18 protein-coding genes are annotated in these 18,134 nt (G+C 44.7%); 1 reads left to right on the forward strand and 17 read right to left on the reverse strand.

Going from position 1 to position 18,134, the window contains the following annotated elements:
- Positions 1-18: 18 nt before the first annotated feature.
- From rplN to rpsL, 15 genes are all read right to left on the reverse strand, one after another.
- Positions 19-387, reverse strand: a complete 369-nt coding sequence (rplN, locus tag RXV91_RS00685) for a 50S ribosomal protein L14 (protein ID WP_003641257.1) — start codon at positions 385-387, stop codon at positions 19-21.
- Between the two features lie 42 nt (positions 388-429).
- Complete coding sequence (gene rpsQ, locus RXV91_RS00690; protein ID WP_003638069.1) at positions 430-699, reverse strand: 30S ribosomal protein S17; 270 nt, start codon at positions 697-699, stop codon at positions 430-432.
- 22 nt (positions 700-721) lie between these two features.
- Positions 722-916 carry a 50S ribosomal protein L29 gene (gene rpmC / locus RXV91_RS00695; RefSeq protein WP_003638068.1) on the reverse strand — a complete coding sequence of 65 codons (195 nt, stop codon included), beginning with the start codon at positions 914-916 and terminating at the stop codon, positions 722-724.
- The gene (gene rplP / locus RXV91_RS00700; protein ID WP_003641256.1) at positions 906-1,340 is read right to left on the reverse strand and encodes a 50S ribosomal protein L16; all 435 of its coding nucleotides are present in this window, start codon (positions 1,338-1,340) and stop codon (positions 906-908) included. The genes rpmC and rplP overlap by 11 nt, the downstream gene beginning before the upstream one ends.
- 2 nt (positions 1,341-1,342) lie before the next feature.
- Positions 1,343-1,996: a 30S ribosomal protein S3 gene (rpsC, locus tag RXV91_RS00705; protein ID WP_003638066.1), complete on the reverse strand. Its 654-nt coding sequence runs from the start codon at positions 1,994-1,996 to the stop codon at positions 1,343-1,345.
- Positions 1,997-2,008: 12 nt separating this feature from the next.
- On the reverse strand, positions 2,009-2,356 hold the full coding sequence (rplV, locus tag RXV91_RS00710; RefSeq protein WP_003638065.1) for a 50S ribosomal protein L22: 348 nt from the start codon (positions 2,354-2,356) through the stop codon (positions 2,009-2,011).
- Positions 2,357-2,376: 20 nt separating this feature from the next.
- The gene (gene rpsS / locus RXV91_RS00715) at positions 2,377-2,652 is read right to left on the reverse strand and encodes a 30S ribosomal protein S19 (RefSeq protein ID WP_003638064.1); all 276 of its coding nucleotides are present in this window, start codon (positions 2,650-2,652) and stop codon (positions 2,377-2,379) included.
- Between the two features lie 42 nt (positions 2,653-2,694).
- Complete coding sequence (gene rplB / locus RXV91_RS00720; protein ID WP_021732437.1) at positions 2,695-3,534, reverse strand: 50S ribosomal protein L2; 840 nt, start codon at positions 3,532-3,534, stop codon at positions 2,695-2,697.
- 23 nt (positions 3,535-3,557) lie between these two features.
- Positions 3,558-3,851 carry a 50S ribosomal protein L23 gene (rplW, locus tag RXV91_RS00725; protein ID WP_064619160.1) on the reverse strand — a complete coding sequence of 98 codons (294 nt, stop codon included), beginning with the start codon at positions 3,849-3,851 and terminating at the stop codon, positions 3,558-3,560.
- Complete coding sequence (rplD, locus tag RXV91_RS00730) at positions 3,851-4,474, reverse strand: 50S ribosomal protein L4 (RefSeq protein ID WP_021732436.1); 624 nt, start codon at positions 4,472-4,474, stop codon at positions 3,851-3,853. Before rplD ends, rplW begins: the two co-directional genes overlap by 1 nt.
- Before the next feature lie 18 nt (positions 4,475-4,492).
- A complete protein-coding gene (gene rplC / locus RXV91_RS00735) occupies positions 4,493-5,122 on the reverse strand; it encodes a 50S ribosomal protein L3 (protein ID WP_021732435.1) in 630 nt (209 codons plus the stop codon).
- Between the two features lie 37 nt (positions 5,123-5,159).
- The gene (gene rpsJ, locus RXV91_RS00740; protein WP_003638059.1) at positions 5,160-5,468 is read right to left on the reverse strand and encodes a 30S ribosomal protein S10; all 309 of its coding nucleotides are present in this window, start codon (positions 5,466-5,468) and stop codon (positions 5,160-5,162) included.
- 951 nt (positions 5,469-6,419) lie between these two features.
- Complete coding sequence (gene fusA / locus RXV91_RS00745; protein ID WP_316438266.1) at positions 6,420-8,516, reverse strand: elongation factor G; 2,097 nt, start codon at positions 8,514-8,516, stop codon at positions 6,420-6,422.
- Between the two features lie 141 nt (positions 8,517-8,657).
- Positions 8,658-9,128, reverse strand: a complete 471-nt coding sequence (rpsG, locus tag RXV91_RS00750; RefSeq protein WP_021732432.1) for a 30S ribosomal protein S7 — start codon at positions 9,126-9,128, stop codon at positions 8,658-8,660.
- A gap of 16 nt (positions 9,129-9,144) precedes the next feature.
- A complete protein-coding gene (gene rpsL, locus RXV91_RS00755) occupies positions 9,145-9,558 on the reverse strand; it encodes a 30S ribosomal protein S12 (RefSeq protein ID WP_003641249.1) in 414 nt (137 codons plus the stop codon).
- Positions 9,559-9,822: 264 nt separating this feature from the next.
- On the opposite strand from rpsL, the gene RXV91_RS00760 reads away from it, so the two are divergent.
- Positions 9,823-10,503, forward strand: a complete 681-nt coding sequence (locus RXV91_RS00760; protein ID WP_316438267.1) for a prepilin peptidase — start codon at positions 9,823-9,825, stop codon at positions 10,501-10,503.
- Between the two features lie 278 nt (positions 10,504-10,781).
- Here RXV91_RS00760 and rpoC read toward each other — a convergent pair whose 3' ends face one another.
- Together rpoC and RXV91_RS00770 are read right to left on the reverse strand one after the other, a co-directional pair.
- Positions 10,782-14,423: a DNA-directed RNA polymerase subunit beta' gene (rpoC, locus tag RXV91_RS00765; protein WP_316438268.1), complete on the reverse strand. Its 3,642-nt coding sequence runs from the start codon at positions 14,421-14,423 to the stop codon at positions 10,782-10,784.
- A gap of 17 nt (positions 14,424-14,440) precedes the next feature.
- The gene (locus RXV91_RS00770) at positions 14,441-18,055 is read right to left on the reverse strand and encodes a DNA-directed RNA polymerase subunit beta (RefSeq protein ID WP_316438269.1); all 3,615 of its coding nucleotides are present in this window, start codon (positions 18,053-18,055) and stop codon (positions 14,441-14,443) included.
- Positions 18,056-18,134: the final 79 nt, after the last annotated feature.

Genomic DNA, 18,134 nt, shown 5'->3' on the forward strand with positions numbered 1-18,134 from the left:
CTTATTTACGGTGTGTGACTAGAGTACTTCTGGCGCTAATGAAACAATACGCATGAAGTCTTTATCACGTAATTCACGAGCGACTGGGCCAAAGATACGAGTACCTTGTGGCGTTTTGTCATCACGAATAATAACTGCAGCATTTTCATCAAACTTGATGTATGAACCGTCAGCACGGTGAACACCAGACTTAGTCCGGACGATCACAGCTTTAACGACATCATGAGCTTTGACAACACCACCGGGTGTTGCTTGTTTAACCGTAGCAACAATGACATCACCAATGTTAGCAGTTTTACGACCAGAGCCACCTAATACCTTAATAGTAAGGATTTCACGGGCACCGGAGTTGTCAGCAACTTTTAAACGACTTTCTTGTTGGATCACAGTAAGTGTCCTCCCTTCATGTAATTTTATTCAGCTAATAATCTAGATAATAACAGCTTTTTGAACAACTTCAATTAAGCGGAAACGCTTAGTAGCTGATAGAGGACGAGTTTCCATGATCTTGACGATATCGCCAGTTTTGGCTTCATTCTTTTCATCATGAGCCTTGAATTTCTTTGAATAACGAACACGTTTGCCGTATACCGGATGGTTCTTGTAAGTTTCGACAATAACAACGATGGTTTTGTCCATCTTGTCAGAAACAACGCGTCCTTGGATAACCTTACGGCTATTACGAGTATCTTCACTCATTCGTGATTGCCTCCTTTATACTCTACTTGTTTAACTCTTGTTCACGCAACGCAGTTTTAATACGCGCAATGTTCTTACGAACTTGTTTTAAACGAGCGGTGTTTTCAAGCTGACCAGTGGCCAATTGAAAACGCAAGTTGAAAAGTTCGTCTTTGTAAGACTTTTCTTTTTCGAGCATTTCAGTAGTGGACAATGCTTTAATTTCCTTAGCCTTCATCTGATTCGCCACCTACTTCCTCACGCTTAACAATCTTAGTTTTAACAGGTAATTTAGTTCCAGCCAAGCGTAAAGCTTCGCGTGCAACTTCTTCAGGAACACCAGCAACTTCAAACATAATCTTGTTACGTTTAACTGGTGCTACCCAACCTGCAGGAGTACCTTTCCCATTACCCATCCGGACACCAACACCTTTTTCAGTGTAGGACTTGTGAGGGAAAATCTTAATCCATACCTTACCGCCACGCTTCATGTAACGGTTCATAGCAACACGGGCAGCTTCAATCTGCCGGTTGCTGATCCAGTGTGATTCGAGGGTTTGTAAACCGTAATCACCAAAAGCAACTGTTTTACCGCCTTTAGCTTCACCGCGCATTTTACCACGATGAACACGACGATACTTAACCCGTTTAGGTACCAGCATGTTTAGTTTCCTCCTTTAGCAGATTTCTTTTCTGGCAAGATTTCGCCACGATAAATCCAGGTCTTAACACCTAACTTACCGTAAGTTGTCCGTGCTTCGACCCATGAATAGTCGATATCAGCACGAAGCGTATGCAATGGAACCGTACCATCTGAGTATGCTTCAACACGAGACATGTCGGCACCGTTTAAACGGCCAGCAACTTGTGTCTTAATACCCTTAGCACCGGAACGCATTGTACGTTGCATAGCACCACGCATCGCACGACGGAAAGCAACCCGGCCTTCCAATTGACGCGCAATACTTTCACCAACTAATTTAGCATCTAAATCAGGTTTCTTGATTTCGATGATGTTGATGTGTACTCGCTTACCAGTTAAATTGTTTAATTCTTTACGAAGAGCTTCAACTTCAGAACCACCCTTACCAATAACCATCCCTGGTTTTGCGGTATGGATTGAAATATTCACGCGATTTGCAGCGCGTTCGATTTCAACGGTGGAGACGGAAGCGTCGGCAAGTCGTTGTTCGATATACTTACGGATGCGTAAATCTTCGTTCAAGTAGGCAGCAAAATCTTTTTCAGCGTACCATTTTGCTTCCCAGTCGCGAATGATTCCTACACGTAATCCGGTTGGATTTACTTTTTGACCCACGCGTTATCCCTCCTATTTTTCAGTAACTGTAATCGTGATGTGGCTAGTCCGCTTGTTGATTGGTGAAGCAGAACCCTTTGCCCGTGGACGGAACCGTTTTAAGGTTGGTCCTTCGTTAACAAAAGCTTCGCTTACGACCAAATCTTCGCGATCTAAGTCAAAGTTATTTTCAGCGTTAGCAACAGCAGAAAGTAAAACCTTTTCTACTACTGGAGAAGCACCCCGTGGAGTGAACTTCAGGATTGCTAAAGCTTCGGCAACACTTTTACCTCTGATAAGATCGACAACTAGGCGGACCTTACGAGCGGCAATACGAACAGTTTTTGCAGTTGCACGTGCAGATGTTACTTGTTCAGCCATTCTTTATATCCTCCTAACTATTACTTCGTTTTCTTATCGTCAGTTCCATGACCATGGAACGTCCGTGTTGGTACAAATTCACCTAACTTATGACCGACCATGTCGTCTTGGATGTAAACTGGGACATGCTTGCGACCATCATAAACAGCGATTGTGTACCCAATGAAACTTGGGAAAATTGTTGAACGACGTGACCACGTCTTGATGACAGATTTCTTGTCAGAATCAGATTGTGCATCGATTTTCTTTAATAAATGCGCATCTGCGAAAGGTCCCTTCTTTAAACTACGACCCATCGTGTGACCTCCTCTCGATAACTACAGTAAATTCAAATTTTATTAGTGTTTGCCTGGACGGCGACCACGAACGATAAGCTTGTTTGAACGAGCCTTCTTGTTCCGAGTCTTCTTACCAAGCGTCTTCTTACCCCATGGAGACATTGGAGATGGATGACCGATTGGTGCTTTACCTTCACCACCACCATGAGGGTGATCGTTAGGGTTCATTACAGAACCACGAACAGTTGGGCGCTTACCTTGCCAACGTGAACGACCGGCTTTACCTGAATTGATCAATTCATGTTGTTCATTACCAACAGTACCGATAGTAGCACGGCTAGTTAATAGAACTAAACGAACTTCACCAGAAGCCAAACGAATAATTGCATATTTGCCTTCCTTACCAAGTAATTGTGCTGAAGCACCAGCGGAACGAGCGATTTGACCACCCTTACCTGGCTTCAATTCAATGTTATGAATAACAGTACCAACTGGAATGTTCGTTAATGGTAATGCGTTCCCAACCTTGATATCGGCTTCGACACCTGATTGAACTTGCATCCCAACTTCCAAACCTTTTGGTGCTAAGATATATGATTTCACACCGTCAGCGTAAACTAATAATGCAATGTTAGCTGTCCGGTTAGGATCATATTCGATTGCTTTAACGGTTGCTGGTACTTCATCCTTAATCCGCTTAAAGTCAACCAAACGGTATTGTTGCTTATGACCGCCGCCACGATGACGAACAGTAATATGACCATAACTGTTACGACCGGCAGTGTGACTTTGTGAGTCTAATAATGACTTTTCAGGCTTCGTTTTAGTGATTTCAGAGAAATCTGAAGCAGTCATATTACGACGGCCGTTAGTGGTTGGTTTATACTTCTTAATACCCACTAGAGTTACCTCCTAAATTAGATTTATTGTTGATCGTCGTTGAACAACTTAATTTCGTTAGAATCAGAACTCAAGGTAACAATGGCCTTACGACGCTTCTTAGTGTAGCCGGCGTAACGACCTTGGCGCTTGAGCTTGCCTTTAACGTTCATAATGTTAACTTTAACGACCTTAACATCGAAGATTTCTTCGATTGCTTTTTTAACTTGTGTTTTCGTTGCCTGTACGTTGACATCAAATGTGTAGCGCTTGTCGTCCAAGTCAGCCATTGATGATTCAGTAACTACAGGACGTAAAATTACATCGCGTGCTTCCATTATGCGAGCGCCTCCTCTAATTGATCGAGGGCTTTTTGGGTAACGACTAATTTGTCACTATTAGCGACATCTAAGACGTTAACACCTTTGGCTTTTAGGATCTTAACATTTGGTAAGTTACGACCTGCCAAAGCAGCCTTTTCATTGTCCTCTTCAACCAAAACAAGAGTCTTGGTATCGACGTTGAGGTTATTTAATACATTTACAAATTCCTTAGTCTTTGGTGCGTCGAAAGCTAAGCTATCAACTGCAACTAAGCTGTTGTCTAAGACCTTTTGTGAAAGGACAGACTTCAAAGCTAAGCGCATAACCTTCTTAGGTAACTTGTAACTGTATGAACGAGGGGTTGGTCCGAAGACAATCCCACCTTTACGCCATTGTGGTGAACGGATAGAACCTTGACGCGCACGACCAGTACCCTTTTGACGCCATGGTTTACGACCACCACCGCGACGAGCACTACGGTTCTTAACTGCGTGAGTTCCTTGACGCATTGATGCACGTTGCATCAAGATGGCATCAAAAACCACGTTTTCGTTTGGTTCAATACCAAACACAGCGTCGTTCAAAGTAACGTCACCATTTTGCGTACCGTCTTGTTTAAATAATGCTACGCTAGTCATGTATTATGTCCTCCTTCCTTATTTACTCTTAACAGATGTTTTAACTGTTACAAATGACTTGTTGGCGCCAGGGACATTCCCTTTAATTAATAAAACGTTGTTTTCAACGTCGGCACGAACAATTTGTAAGTTTTGCATCGTCCGTTGGTGATTACCCATCCGGCCTGGTAATTTCTTACCTTTGAATACCCGGTTGATGATGGCACCCATTGAACCAGGACGACGATGGTAACGAGAACCGTGAGCCATTGGTCCACGACTTTGGCCGTCCTTATGGATATTACCTTGGTAACCATGACCTTTAGTGATACCCGTAACGTCTACGGCGTCGCCAGCTGCGAAAATATCCGCTTTGACTTCGTCACCTACTGTGTAATCTCCAAGCTCAACATTACGAATTTCACGAATGAAGCGCTTAGGAGTCGTTTTTGCTTTTGCTGCATGACCTTGAGCAGGTTTGTTCGTCAATACTTCGCGTTTGTCGTCAACACCTAATTGGATTGCTTCGTAACCGTCGTTTTCAACGGTCTTAACTTGCAACACAACGTTAGGTTGAACTTCAACAACTGTAACGGGAACTAATTCGCCGTTTTCAGTGAAGACTTGCGTCATTCCTACCTTTTTCCCTAAGATTCCTTTAGTGGTCATGAGTACACCTCCAATTAATTGATTTTAGTTTAGTAAATTAAAGCTTGATTTCAATATCTACACCGCTAGGCAAGTCTAACTTCATTAATGAGTCGACCGTCTTAGGCGTTGGGTTAACGATATCGATTAACCGCTTGTGAGTCCGCATTTCGAATTGTTCACGTGAGTCCTTAAACTTATGTGGTGAACGTAGAACGGTATAAATAGTCCGTTCAGTAGGCAATGGAATAGGACCTGAAATAGTAGCACCAGTTCTCTTTGCCGTTTCGACAATCTTGTCAGCTGACTGATCAAGAATGCGGTGTTCGTATGCCTTTAAGCGAATACGAATTTTTTGCTTTGCCATTGTTGTGACCTCCTTCGTCTATTTTGAAAATAAGACTAGCTCCGTGAAAATTACCGCCACGTCCCATGACAATGTGGCCGGGCGTGTCGCAACCTTTCACATCAAAGCTAACTACGACTACTTGATGATGGGGATATAGTTATCCCCTTCTAAATACCAAGCACAATCTATAATAAATGAAAAGCTCTGTAATAGCAAGTGTTTTCGCACTTTTTTTATAACCATCGTTGTAAACCGTGTTACCTTTTTTGAACCAGCTCAATTAATGTAACACAAAATCCACTTGATTAATAGCGTTTGCGCCTAATTTCTTTTTGGGGAGCGCTTTACATTTCTCACTACCGACCGGCCACAATCATGTGGACACCTACTAGATTGCATTAACACTTTCTCAGGAACAAGACTCGCGTTCAGCGTCATACATTTTTGTCTGGAGTCATTTAATCGGACCTCAACACGCTTAATTCAACCGCTCCTACATCTGACGGCGCCGTCACACTGACCCACGTTCTTGTTCATCTACCTTCTATTATATTGTCATCTGCTTACCACCGACCGTCAGCACATTGGCCGTGGCCACTGACAACCGTCAACTCAAGTGGTCATCTCCGATACAAAAAATGCGATGTTGTCCGCGTTCTCCTTATTATGCTATGAGTCTCGCACCCTTAATATTATGGCTGCCAGTTTTATGGTCGCAGCGGCTAGTAACTTAACTAGTGCGACCCTTGTTGCGCGGTTGTACCCTTGCGCGATGACATAGGCCTGAGCAGCACTGTGCTTGTCACAGCCGTACCCAATGCTATTGACGGTCAAACTATCCCAAGCCGCTTCAATTGATGTGCCACACCATCTTACGACGAGTACCAATCACATTTAGTTCGACCAGAAATTTATGTAAAAAAAGAACGTCCAGCCGAAGCTGAACGTCCTTTTTATTATCAATCAAGCTTATTTGGCAGGAGTGCCGCCATTCTTCTTGATGATATCTTCTTGAACTGACTTTGGTACCTTTTCGTAATGATCAAAGGTCATTGTGAAAGTCCCACGACCTTGAGTAGCTGAACGTAATGTGGTTGCATAACCAAACATTTCAGCCAAAGGAACGTATGCATGAACTTCTTGGGCATTCCCACGTTCTTCCATACCTTCGATATTACCACGACGAGCAGTAACGTGACCCATAACATCACCTAAGTAATCTTCTGGGGCAACGATATCAACCTTCATGATAGGTTCAAGGATAACCGGGCCAGCAGTCTTAACAGCATTCCGCAATGCTAATGATGCGGCAATCTTGAAGGCTGCTTCACTAGAATCGACATCATGGTAAGACCCATCATAGAGCTTAGCCTTAACGTCAACCAAAGGATAACCAGCTAACACACCGTTAGCCATAGCTTCCTTCAAACCTTGTTCAACTGAAGGAATGTATTCACGAGGAACAACCCCACCGACGATGGCATCTTCGAATTCGAAGCCTTTACCTTCTTCGTTAGGTGTAAATTCAACCCAAACATCCCCATATTGACCTTTACCACCAGATTGGTGAACGAACTTACCTTGAACTTGAGTGCTCTTAGTAAAGGTTTCACGGTATGAAACTTGAGGCGCACCAACAGTGGCTTCAACGTTAAATTCACGCCGCATCCGGTCAACGATGATATCCAAATGCAATTCACCCATCCCGGCAATTAAAGTTTCACCAGTTTCAGGGTTAGTTTCAGCCTTGAAAGTAGGATCTTCTTCAGAAAGCTTTTGTAAGGCAACGTTCATCTTATCTTGGTCAGCCTTAGTCTTAGGTTCAACGGCAACCTGGATAACTGGGTCAGGGAATTCCATTGATTCCAAGTGATATGGATGTTCAATCGAAGTCAATGAGTCACCAGTCGTCGTGTTCTTCAAACCAATTGCAGCGGCGATATCGCCAGAGAAGACTTCTGGGATTTCTTTCCGTTGGTTAGAATGCATTTGAAGTAAACGACCAACCCGTTCACGTTTGTCCTTAGTAGCGTTCAAGACATATGAACCAGATTCCAAAGTACCTTGGTATACCCGGATGAAAGTCAAACGACCAACGAATGGGTCAGTAGCAACCTTAAATGCTAAGGCAGCGAATGGCTTGTCATCACCGGCAATCAAGTCAACTTCTTCTTCAGTTTCAGGATCAGTAGCCTTGTATGGCTTAACATCAAGTGGTGATGGTAAGTAGTCCACAACGGCATCCATTAACATTTGAACACCCTTGTTCTTGAAGGCTGAACCAGCTAATACTGGGAAGAATTCAAGTGCTAACGTACCCTTACGGATAGCAGCTTTGATTTCATCCTTGCTGATTTCTTCACCGCCAAGGTACTTTTCCATGATGCCGTCATCGATGTCTGCTAAGGCTTCGATTAAGTCATCACGAGCAGCTTGGGCTTCTTCTTTGTATTCATCAGGAACGTCAACCGTATCCCATTCAGTACCAAGTTGATCTTCATCATAAAGGTCAGCCTTCATTTCGATTAAGTCAATGACCCCTTCGAAATTGTCTTCGGCACCAATTGGTAATTGGATAGCGTGGGCGTTAGCTTGTAAACGATCATGGATCGTGCTTACAGAGTACTTGAAGTCCGCGCCAATCTTGTCCATCTTGTTAACGAAAACGATCCGGGGAACGTTATACGTTGATGCTTGACGCCAAACCGTTTCAGTTTGAGGTTCAACACCAGATTGTGCATCCAAAACGGCGATGGCACCATCTAAAACCCGAAGTGAACGTTCAACTTCAACAGTGAAGTCAACGTGTCCTGGGGTATCAATGATGTTGATCCGGTGGTTCTTCCACTGTGCCGTAGTGGCAGCAGAAGTAATCGTAATCCCACGTTCTTGTTCTTGGGCCATCCAGTCCATTTGTGAAGCACCATCATGGGTTTCACCAATTTTGTGAATTTTACCAGTATAGTACAAGATCCGTTCAGTTGTCGTGGTCTTACCAGCATCGATATGGGCCATAATACCAATATTACGGGTCTTATCGAGTGAGAATTCTCGTGTATTAGCCATTAGAAAATGTGTTACTCCTCTCAATTTAAATGGAATTAACAGTATAAAGCTTGTTTCAAAAAATGACTACTATATGCGCACATATAATAGTCACCTTTTTGTGATTAGTTAAAGGCGACCTTTAACCATTTCACGGAAATATTACCAACGATAATGAGCGAAGGCACGGTTGGCTTCAGCCATCTTATGCGTATCTTCACGCTTCTTAACAGAAGCACCAGTATTGTTAGCAGCATCCATGATTTCACGAGCTAACCGGTCGGACATGGTATGTTCGCCACGTGAGCGAGCATATTGAACAATCCAACGAAGGCCAAGAGTCGTCTTACGATCTGGGCGAACTTCGATTGGAACTTGGTAGTTAGAACCACCAACACGGCGGGCCTTAACTTCAAGTACTGGCATAACGTTCTTCATTGCTTCTTCGAAGACTTCCAAAGGATCGTTACCAGTTTGTTCTTTAATTTGATCAAAAGCATCATATAAAATAGTTGATGCGGTACCGCGTTTACCATCTAACATTAAGTGGTTAATTAAACGCGTTACTAATTTAGAGTTATACATTGGATCTGCTAAAACTTCGCGTTTTGCAGGTGCACCTTTTCTTGGCATTTAACTTACCTCCTTATTATTTCTTTGGCTTCTTGGTACCATACTTGGAACGGCTTTGGCGACGATCTTCGACACCAGCAGTATCCAAAGCACCACGGATAACATGGTAACGAACACCAGGTAAATCCTTAACACGACCACCACGAATTAAGACAACACTATGTTCTTGGAGGTTATGACCAATACCAGGAATGTAAGCTGTAACTTCGATTAAGTTAGATAAACGTACACGGGCATACTTCCGTAAAGCCGAGTTAGGCTTCTTAGGAGTCATGGTACCGACACGAGTAGCAACCCCACGCTTTTGTGGTGCTGGGTTGTTAGTGGCAACCTTCTTGTAACTGTTATACCCAAAGTTTAATGCTGGGGCATTTGATTTTGATACTTTAGACTTACGGCCTTTGCGAATTAATTGATTAATTGTTGGCATGTTCTAAAGTGTCCTCCTTCCAAATATCTGTTTTTTAAGTCCACACATCCAGGTGGTTCTTTTTTTAGTAAAAAAGAAAGCCTGAATCGTGGTAATTGTGCGCTTAGCCGACCAGTCAGCATGTCTGTATTCCTGATACAGGAATCTGTCTGCAAAAAGCACCTTTACTAGACTATCATGACATGCCGAAGTTGTCAATAAATGTTATGCAAAAATAGCCTCGCTTTACATTGCGTAACTAATGGATGAAAGGTGGTCCTCAACATGTTAACCAGTACGCTTTTTATTACCGGCCTCTGTCTGGGCTCATTCATGACCTGTATGGCAGAACGTATCAGCAGTGGACACGCACTTACTAGCCGTCAGCGGTCACAGTGTCCGCACTGCCAACATCAATTACGATTCTGGCAGTTGATACCATTACTCGGTATTTTACTTCAACGGGGACGTTGCCATGATTGTCGCGCCCGAATCAGCATTCGTTCTAGTTTGATCGAATTGCTCTGTGGCGGCTTACTGGCTTTTAGCAGTATGTCGTTTCCACTGACACTACCACTCCTGATTGGCTACTTGGTACTAATCTTCAATAGTCTTACCGATTATCTTACTTTTGAAGTCTATCCACTAACGTTGTTTCTCCCTGCCGGAATTGGCTTATGGCAACAACGGCCACCCCTGACGATCAGTCTCTTTCTCGTACTTGCCCTACTAGCAGGACTATATTTGCTGGCCCGGTTAACTGCCACCTTTGGTCTCGGTGATGTTGACATACTCCTCATGCTCGTCTTCATCATTCCAGCCGATACACTGTTGACTTGCCTTGCCATTGCGGCCATTGCCGCACTAGTTGGCTTTATCATTAGCCCTCCTCGACATCGCTTGCCATTCGTGCCCTTCATCAGCTGGAGTGTCATCATGGTCACCCAACTCACGGGCCTCGCATAGCGAACTATGATTGCAACGTTCTAGTAAGCTTTAATTATTGCTTGTCAGTCAGTGCGTGTCCTATACCGACCTTCAGGGCTGAGTGACGATTGCTAGAGGTCGGTGCAGGACGCACTAGCCAGGCAAGTTTACACAAACTTGAACTTTCCCAGTGGGGCTCAGCTGGCATTCTCCCCTGTAGATTAACCTTCATCGACAGACGACCCGGGCGACCTACCTGCAATAGCGCACACAAAAAGGACGACCATCATGGCCGCCCTTTTTTGGTTACCTAGCAATTACTTGCTAGCATCTTGTTCTTGCATTTGTTTTTCAAGGTCGCTGATTGAGTAAACCCCATCAGCCACGTTACCAACTTCCTTTGGTTTGATATGACGGTAAACCGGCATACCAGTCCCAGCAGGAATGATCTTACCAATGATAACATTTTCCTTAAGCCCGATCAGTGGATCGTTCTTACCACGAATAGCAGCATCGGTTAAGACCCGAGTCGTTTCCTGGAATGAAGCAGCTGACAAGAAACTATTCGTTTCAAGAGCGGCTTTAGTAATCCCAAGAATGACCGGCCGCGACGTTGCAGGAATACCACCAGCAATCAAGGTCTTGTAGTTCTCGTCCTTGAAGTCCGCAATATCCATTAACGTCCCAGGCAAGACGTCGGTATCACCCGGATCCATGACCCGCACTTTACGCAACATTTGCCGAATCATGATCTCAACGTGCTTATCGCCAATTTCAACCCCTTGCATCCGATAAACCTTTTGAACTTCGCGGAGCAAGTAGTTTTCAGTTGATAAGACGTCCCGCACTTGAATCAATTGCTTAGGATCGATCGACCCAATGTTCAACGCAGCACCACGGTGAATAAAGTCGCCTTCACTAACCGCCATCCGTGCTGTTAACGGCAACGTGTAAGTCCGGGTATCAGTTTCACCCTTAACCGTAACTTCCTTCGTCCGTTCCGCTGGATTTTCTTCAATTAATTCAACCGTACCAGTAACTTCGGTAATTTCGGCACGCCCTTTAGGATTCCGTGATTCCACAATTTCTTGCACACGAGGTAACCCTTGGGTAATATCGTCCCCGGCAACACCACCGGTATGGAAGTTCCGCATGGTTAACTGGGTACCAGGTTCACCGATAGACTGTGCGGCAACGGTCCCAACAGCTTCACCAACTTCAACTTCATCACCAGTCGCCATGTTACGGCCGTAGCAATGTTCACAAACCCCATGCTTAGTGTTGCAAGTAAATGCAGAACGGATCGTAACTTCCGTTACACCAGCATCAACGATTTTATGAGCTAAGTCTTCATCGATCAAGACGTTGTTACCAACAATTTCATCATGCGTTTCAGGATCAAAGACAGTCTTCATCGTGTAACGACCTAAGATCCGGTCATACAACGGTTCGATGACTTCGTTACCTTCCATGATTGCGTGAATCCGCAACCCACGGTCAGTCCCACAATCCTTTTCACGAACGATAACATCTTGAGCCACATCAACCAGACGCCGAGTCAAGTAACCTGAGTTGGCAGTCTTAAGCGCCGTATCGGTCATCCCTTTACGAGCACCATGGGTTGAAATAAACATTTCCAAGACAGACAAACCTTCACGGAAGTTTGAAAGGATTGGTAATTCCATGATCTTACCGTTAGGGGCAGCCATCAAACCACGCATCCCAGCTAACTGAGTAAAGTTTGAAATGTTACCACGCGCACCAGAATCACTCATCATAAAGATTGGGTTATCTGCGTTGAAACTTTCAATCAGTTTTTGTTGGATTTGGTCCTTAGCGTCGTTCCAGACACCAATGACCCGTTCATAACGTTCGTCATCAGTAATTAAACCACGACGGAACTGTTTTGAAATCGTATTAACTTGTTTATGAGCTTCGGCGATAATTGCTGGTTTTTCTTTCAAACCAGTAATATCGGCAACCCCAACCGTCAAACCAGACTTAGTTGAAATGTTGTAACCTAAGTCCTTCATCCGGTCAAGCAAGAGTGACGTTGCTGTCACGTGATATTGCTTGTAAACTTCAGCGATAATGTCGGCCAAGAAGCCCTTCTTGAATGGTGGAATGATTTCCTGGGCATCCAAGAATTGATGAATATCTTCACCAGGCTTCAAGAAATACTTGTCCGGTGTGCCAGCAATCAAGTTATCGTTAGTTGGTTCGTTCAAGTAAGGGAACTTGCCAGGCAAAATGTTGTTGAAGATTGCCTTACCAACCGTCGTAACTAAGACTGCTTGCTTCTGATCGTCCGTGAATGGCTTGTCAGGCATTGATGAGACCTGAATGCCGACCCGGCTATGCAAATGTACATAACCTGATTGGTAAGCCTTTTGAGCTTCATTCAAGTCCTTGAAGATCATCCCTTCGCCTTCACGACCGATTTCTTCAGTCGTCAAGTAGTAGTTACCAATAACCATATCTTGAGATGGCGTAACAACGGGTTTCCCGTCCTTAGGCGCCAAAATATGGTGGGCAGCTAACATTAAGAGCCGTGCTTCAGCTTGGGCTTCATCTGAAAGTGGGACGTGAATAGCCATTTGGTCCCCATCGAAATCGGCGTTGTAAGCTTCACAAGCCAATGGATGGAGCCGCATCGCTTTACCACTAACCAAGACGGGTTCGAAAGCTTGAATCCCTAAACGGTGAAGCGTAGGGGCGCGGTTCAAGAGAACAGGATGTTCCTTGATGACGTCTTCCAACACACCCCAGACATCGTCATCGGCATGTTCGATCTTTCGCTTAGCATTCTTGATGTTAGAAGCTAATTCACGTTTAACCAATTCCTTCATGATAAACGGTTTGAACAATTCCAACGCCATTTGACGTGGTAAGCCCATTTGGTTCATCTTCAAGAAAGGCCCAACATCGATAACCGAACGACCAGAATAGTCAACCCGCTTACCAAGTAAGTTTTGACGGAACCGCCCTTGCTTCCCTTTCAACATGTGTGAAAGAGACTTCAATGGCCGGTTACCAGGACCAGCAACGGGACGGCCACGACGACCATTATCGATCAACGCATCAACGGCTTCTTGCAACATCCGTTTTTCGTTTTGCACGATAATCCCAGGTGCATTTAAGTCCAACAAGCGTTTCAACCGGTTATTACGGTTGATAACCCGCCGGTACAAGTCGTTCAAGTCAGAGGTGGCAAAACGACCACCTTCCAATTGAACCATTGGCCGTAAGTCCGGGGGAATAACCGGAATTGCGTCCATGACCATCCAAGCAGGTTCGTTACCAGATGTCACGAAAGCTTCAATGATATCAAGCCGCCGAACGGCCCGAGTCCGCTTCTGACCAGAGGCATCCTTCAGAGTTTCCTTTAAATCACGGGCTTCTTTTTCAAGATCCACGTTATTCAATAACCGTTTGATGGCTTCGGCACCCATGGCAGCTTCAAATTCGTTACCATATTGAGCCTTCTTCTCACGGTATTCACGTTCAGAAAGTAATTGCTTCTTTTCAAGTGGCGTGTTACCAGATTCGATAACGACGTATGAAGCGAAGTAAATGATTTCTTCAAGTGCCCGAGGACTCATGTCTAAGACTAAGCCCATTCGGCTAGGAATTCCCTTAAAGTACCAGATGTGAGTAACTGGTGCGGCAAGTTCGATATGACCCATCCGTTCACGACGGACTTTACTACGAGTCACTTCGACCCCACAACGGTCACAGACAATACCCTTATAACGAATCCGTTTGTATTTACCACAAGCGCATTCCCAATCCTTAGTAGGACCAAAAATCCGTTCGTCAAACAGACCGTCTTTTTCAGGTTTCAATGTCCGGTAGTTAATGGTTTCTGGCTTTTTGACTTCGCCATATGACCAGCTGCGAATCTTGTCTGGGGATGCCAGACCGATTTGCATGCTTTCAAACTTGTTGACATCGATCAAAGGACCGACCTCCCTTTTTATTGATTATCTTGCTGAGCGTTGGTTGTTTCAGAAGGCTTCGCGGCGTCAGCTTTTGCGGCTTTATCAGCAGCCTTCTCATCTTGTTGTTGTTTAAACTTGCTGAGTGCATCGACATTGACAACTTCATCGTCATCATCATCCATGTCTCGCAATTCAATTTCTTTATCTTCAGAATCCAAGACTTTCATGTCAAGGCCAAGTGCTTGCAATTCCTTAACCAACACGCGGAATGATTCCGGTACGCCTGGCTTAGGAATTGGTTCGCCCTTAACGATGGCTTCATAGGTCTTAACCCGACCAACAACGTCATCAGACTTGTAAGTCAAGATTTCTTGCAAGGTGTAAGCCGCACCATAAGCTTCCAAGGCCCAAACTTCCATTTCACCGAAACGTTGGCCCCCAAATTGCGCTTTCCCACCAAGTGGTTGTTGCGTAACCAAAGAGTAAGGTCCGATTGAACGAGCATGGATCTTATCGTCAACCATGTGACTAAGCTTCATGTAGTGCATGACCCCAACAGCGACCCGCTTATCGAACGGCTCACCAGTCCGACCATCATAGACGATTGACTTGGCATCAGAATCAACACCGGCTTCACGAATGGCTTCCCAGATATCTTCATCTTGCGCACCATCAAAGACAGGCGTTGCCATGTGAATCCCTAACTTACGAGCAGCCATCCCTAAATGCAATTCGAGCACTTGCCCGATATTCATACGAGAAGGCACACCCATTGGGCTTAACATGATATCGATTGGCGTCCCATCTGGCATGTACGGCATGTCTTCTTCAGGAACCACGATTGATACCGTCCCTTTGTTACCATGCCGGCCGGCCATCTTGTCACCAACTTGGATCTTCCGCTTTTGCGCGATATAGACCCGAACCATCATGTTAACGCCAGGAGATAATTCATCACCGTTTTCACGAGTGAAGATCTTAACGTCCTGGATGATACCGCCGCCACCATGAGGAACCCGGAGTGACGTATCCCGAACTTCACGCGCCTTTTCGCCAAAGATCGCATGGAGCAGTCGTTCTTCAGCTGATAATTCCGTAACCCCTTTAGGCGTTACCTTACCAACTAAGATGTCGCCATCTTTAACTTCGGCCCCGATCCGGATAATCCCGTCTTCGTCAAGGTTCTTCAATGCATCTTCCCCGACGTTAGGAATTTCACGAGTCATTTCTTCAGGTCCAAGCTTGGTATCACGTGCTTCTGATTCATATTCTTCAATATGAATTGACGTGTAGACGTCTTCACGGACTAAACGTTCATTAATAATGATGGCATCTTCGAAGTTATAACCATTCCAAGTCATGAAGGCAACTAATGGGTTTTGCCCCAGGGCTAATTCCCCACCTTCCATTGCTGGACCATCGGCTAAGACTTCGTCATTATCAACATGATCGCCGACTTTAACGATTGGCCGTTGGTTATAGTTCTTACCACCATTAGAACGACGGAATTTCATTAACTTGTAAGTGTCTAATGAACCATCATCGCGACGAACGCGAACTTCGCGAGCATCAACGTATTCAACCGTTCCTTCATGACGACAAATCAAGGCAATCCCTGAGTCATGGGCGGCTTTGTATTCAATCCCAGTCCCAATTAATGGCGCATGCGGGTCAAGTAACGGCACCGCTTGTCGTTGCATGTTGGCACCCATCAAAGCACGGTTAGAGTCATCGTTTTCCAAGAAAGGAATACATGCCGTTGCGACGGCAACCACTTGTTTAGGCGAAACGTCCATGTAATCGACATTTTCGATTGGCGTTTCCAAGTTTTCTTCCTTGTTACGAGCTAAAACAGTGTCTTCAACGAAAGAACCATCATCATTCAATGGGGAGTTAGCTTGTGCAATCACGAATTGGTCTTCTTCATCGGCTGCTAAGTAGTCGATCTTATCAGTAACTTTATGCGTCGTCCAATCAACCCGCCGATATGGCGTTTCGATGAACCCGTAACGGTTAACCTTTGCATAAGAAGACAAACTGTTGATCAAACCAATGTTAGGACCTTCAGGCGTTTCGATTGGGCACATCCGACCGTAGTGGGTATAGTGCACGTCACGAACTTCATATCCGGCCCGATCACGAGTCAAACCACCAGGTCCTAAGGCCGATAAACGCCGCTTATGCGTTAATTCACCTAAGGGGTTGGTTTGGTCCATGAATTGTGACAATTGTGATGACCCAAAGAATTCCTTAATTGAAGCAACCACTGGGCGAATGTTAATCAATTGTTGTGGCGTTACCGTCGCAGCATCTTGAATTGACATCCGTTCACGCACGACCCGTTCCATCCGGGATAACCCGATCCGGAATTGGTTTTGCAATAATTCACCCACGGAACGAATCCGCCGGTTACCCAAGTGATCAATATCATCAGTTGAACCAAGACCTTCTTGCAAGTTGAAGAAGTAATTGATGGAAGCAATGATATCAGCAGGCACAATGTGCTTGAACTTCAAATCAATGTTGCCATTACCAATCACATTCACAACCTTTTCAGGGTCGTTTTGTGAATAAACCTTAACAACTTGTAAGACCATTGGATTCGTCACAACAGCTTCGTCAGATGGTGTGTAAGTAACCGTCTTAAAGTCGTCACGTTCCAAGTATGGTGCTAATTTAGCCATGACATTCTTGTCGACGACCGTATCCTTTTGTGCAATTACTTCACCAGTATCAGGATCAGCTAATGTCTCAGCTAACGTTTGGTCCATTAAGCGCGTCTTCATGCTTAACTTCTTGTTGACCTTGTAACGACCAACTGGTGCGAAGTCATACCGTTTTGGATCGAAGAACCGGGCAGTCAATAGACTCCGCGAACTGTCAGCCGTCTTAGGTTCACCAGGACGTAGTCGTTCATAGATATCTTTTAAGGATTCTTCAACCCGTGAGTCGTCGGTGTTCTTATGAACGTCCTTTTCCAACGTCAACATCAAACTGTCAGTTTCACCCAACATGTCAATAATGTCATCGTCAGAACCATAGCCTAAGGCCCGGACTAATTCCGTCAATGGAATCTTCCGCGTGCGGTCGATCCGTACGTATGAGACATTCTTGGCGTCAGTTTCAAGTTCTAACCAAGCACCCCGGTTAGGAATAACCGTTGTGCCGTAGCTAGGACGCCCATTTTTATCTAATTCTTCATTGAAGTAAACGCCGGGTGAACGAACCAATTGTGAAACAATGACCCGTTCGGCACCGTTGATAATAAACGTCCCTTGTTCAGTCATTAATGGAAAATCACCGAAGAATACGTCTTGCGACTTAATTTCACCAGTTTCGTGGTTAGTTAAACGTAGGGTAACGTGCAATGGTGCTGAGTAGTTGGCATCATGTTCACGAGCTTCTTCGACGGTGTACTTTGGTTCTAATAATTGATAGTCGACAAATTCAAGTGAAAGTTTTCCTGCGAAATCGTCGATCGGCATAATATCTTCAAACATTTCCCGGAGACCTTCATCCAAGAACCATTGGTAAGAATCGGTCTGGATTTCGATCAAGTTAGGCAGATCAAGGACTTCCTTGATACGTGCATAACTTCTACGGGTACGGTGTTTACCGTATTTTACTAAATGTCCGGCCAAGTTGTTCACCCCTTCTTATTATTCCGGAACCCGCCACCTCCGGCCAAATATTACATTTGTGTTACAAATGTGTTTTTGACCGAATTTT

The sequence above is a fragment of the Lactiplantibacillus sp. DA1 genome (assembly GCF_032681335.1).
In the GTDB taxonomy this organism is placed as follows: Bacteria; Bacillota; Bacilli; order Lactobacillales; family Lactobacillaceae; genus Lactiplantibacillus.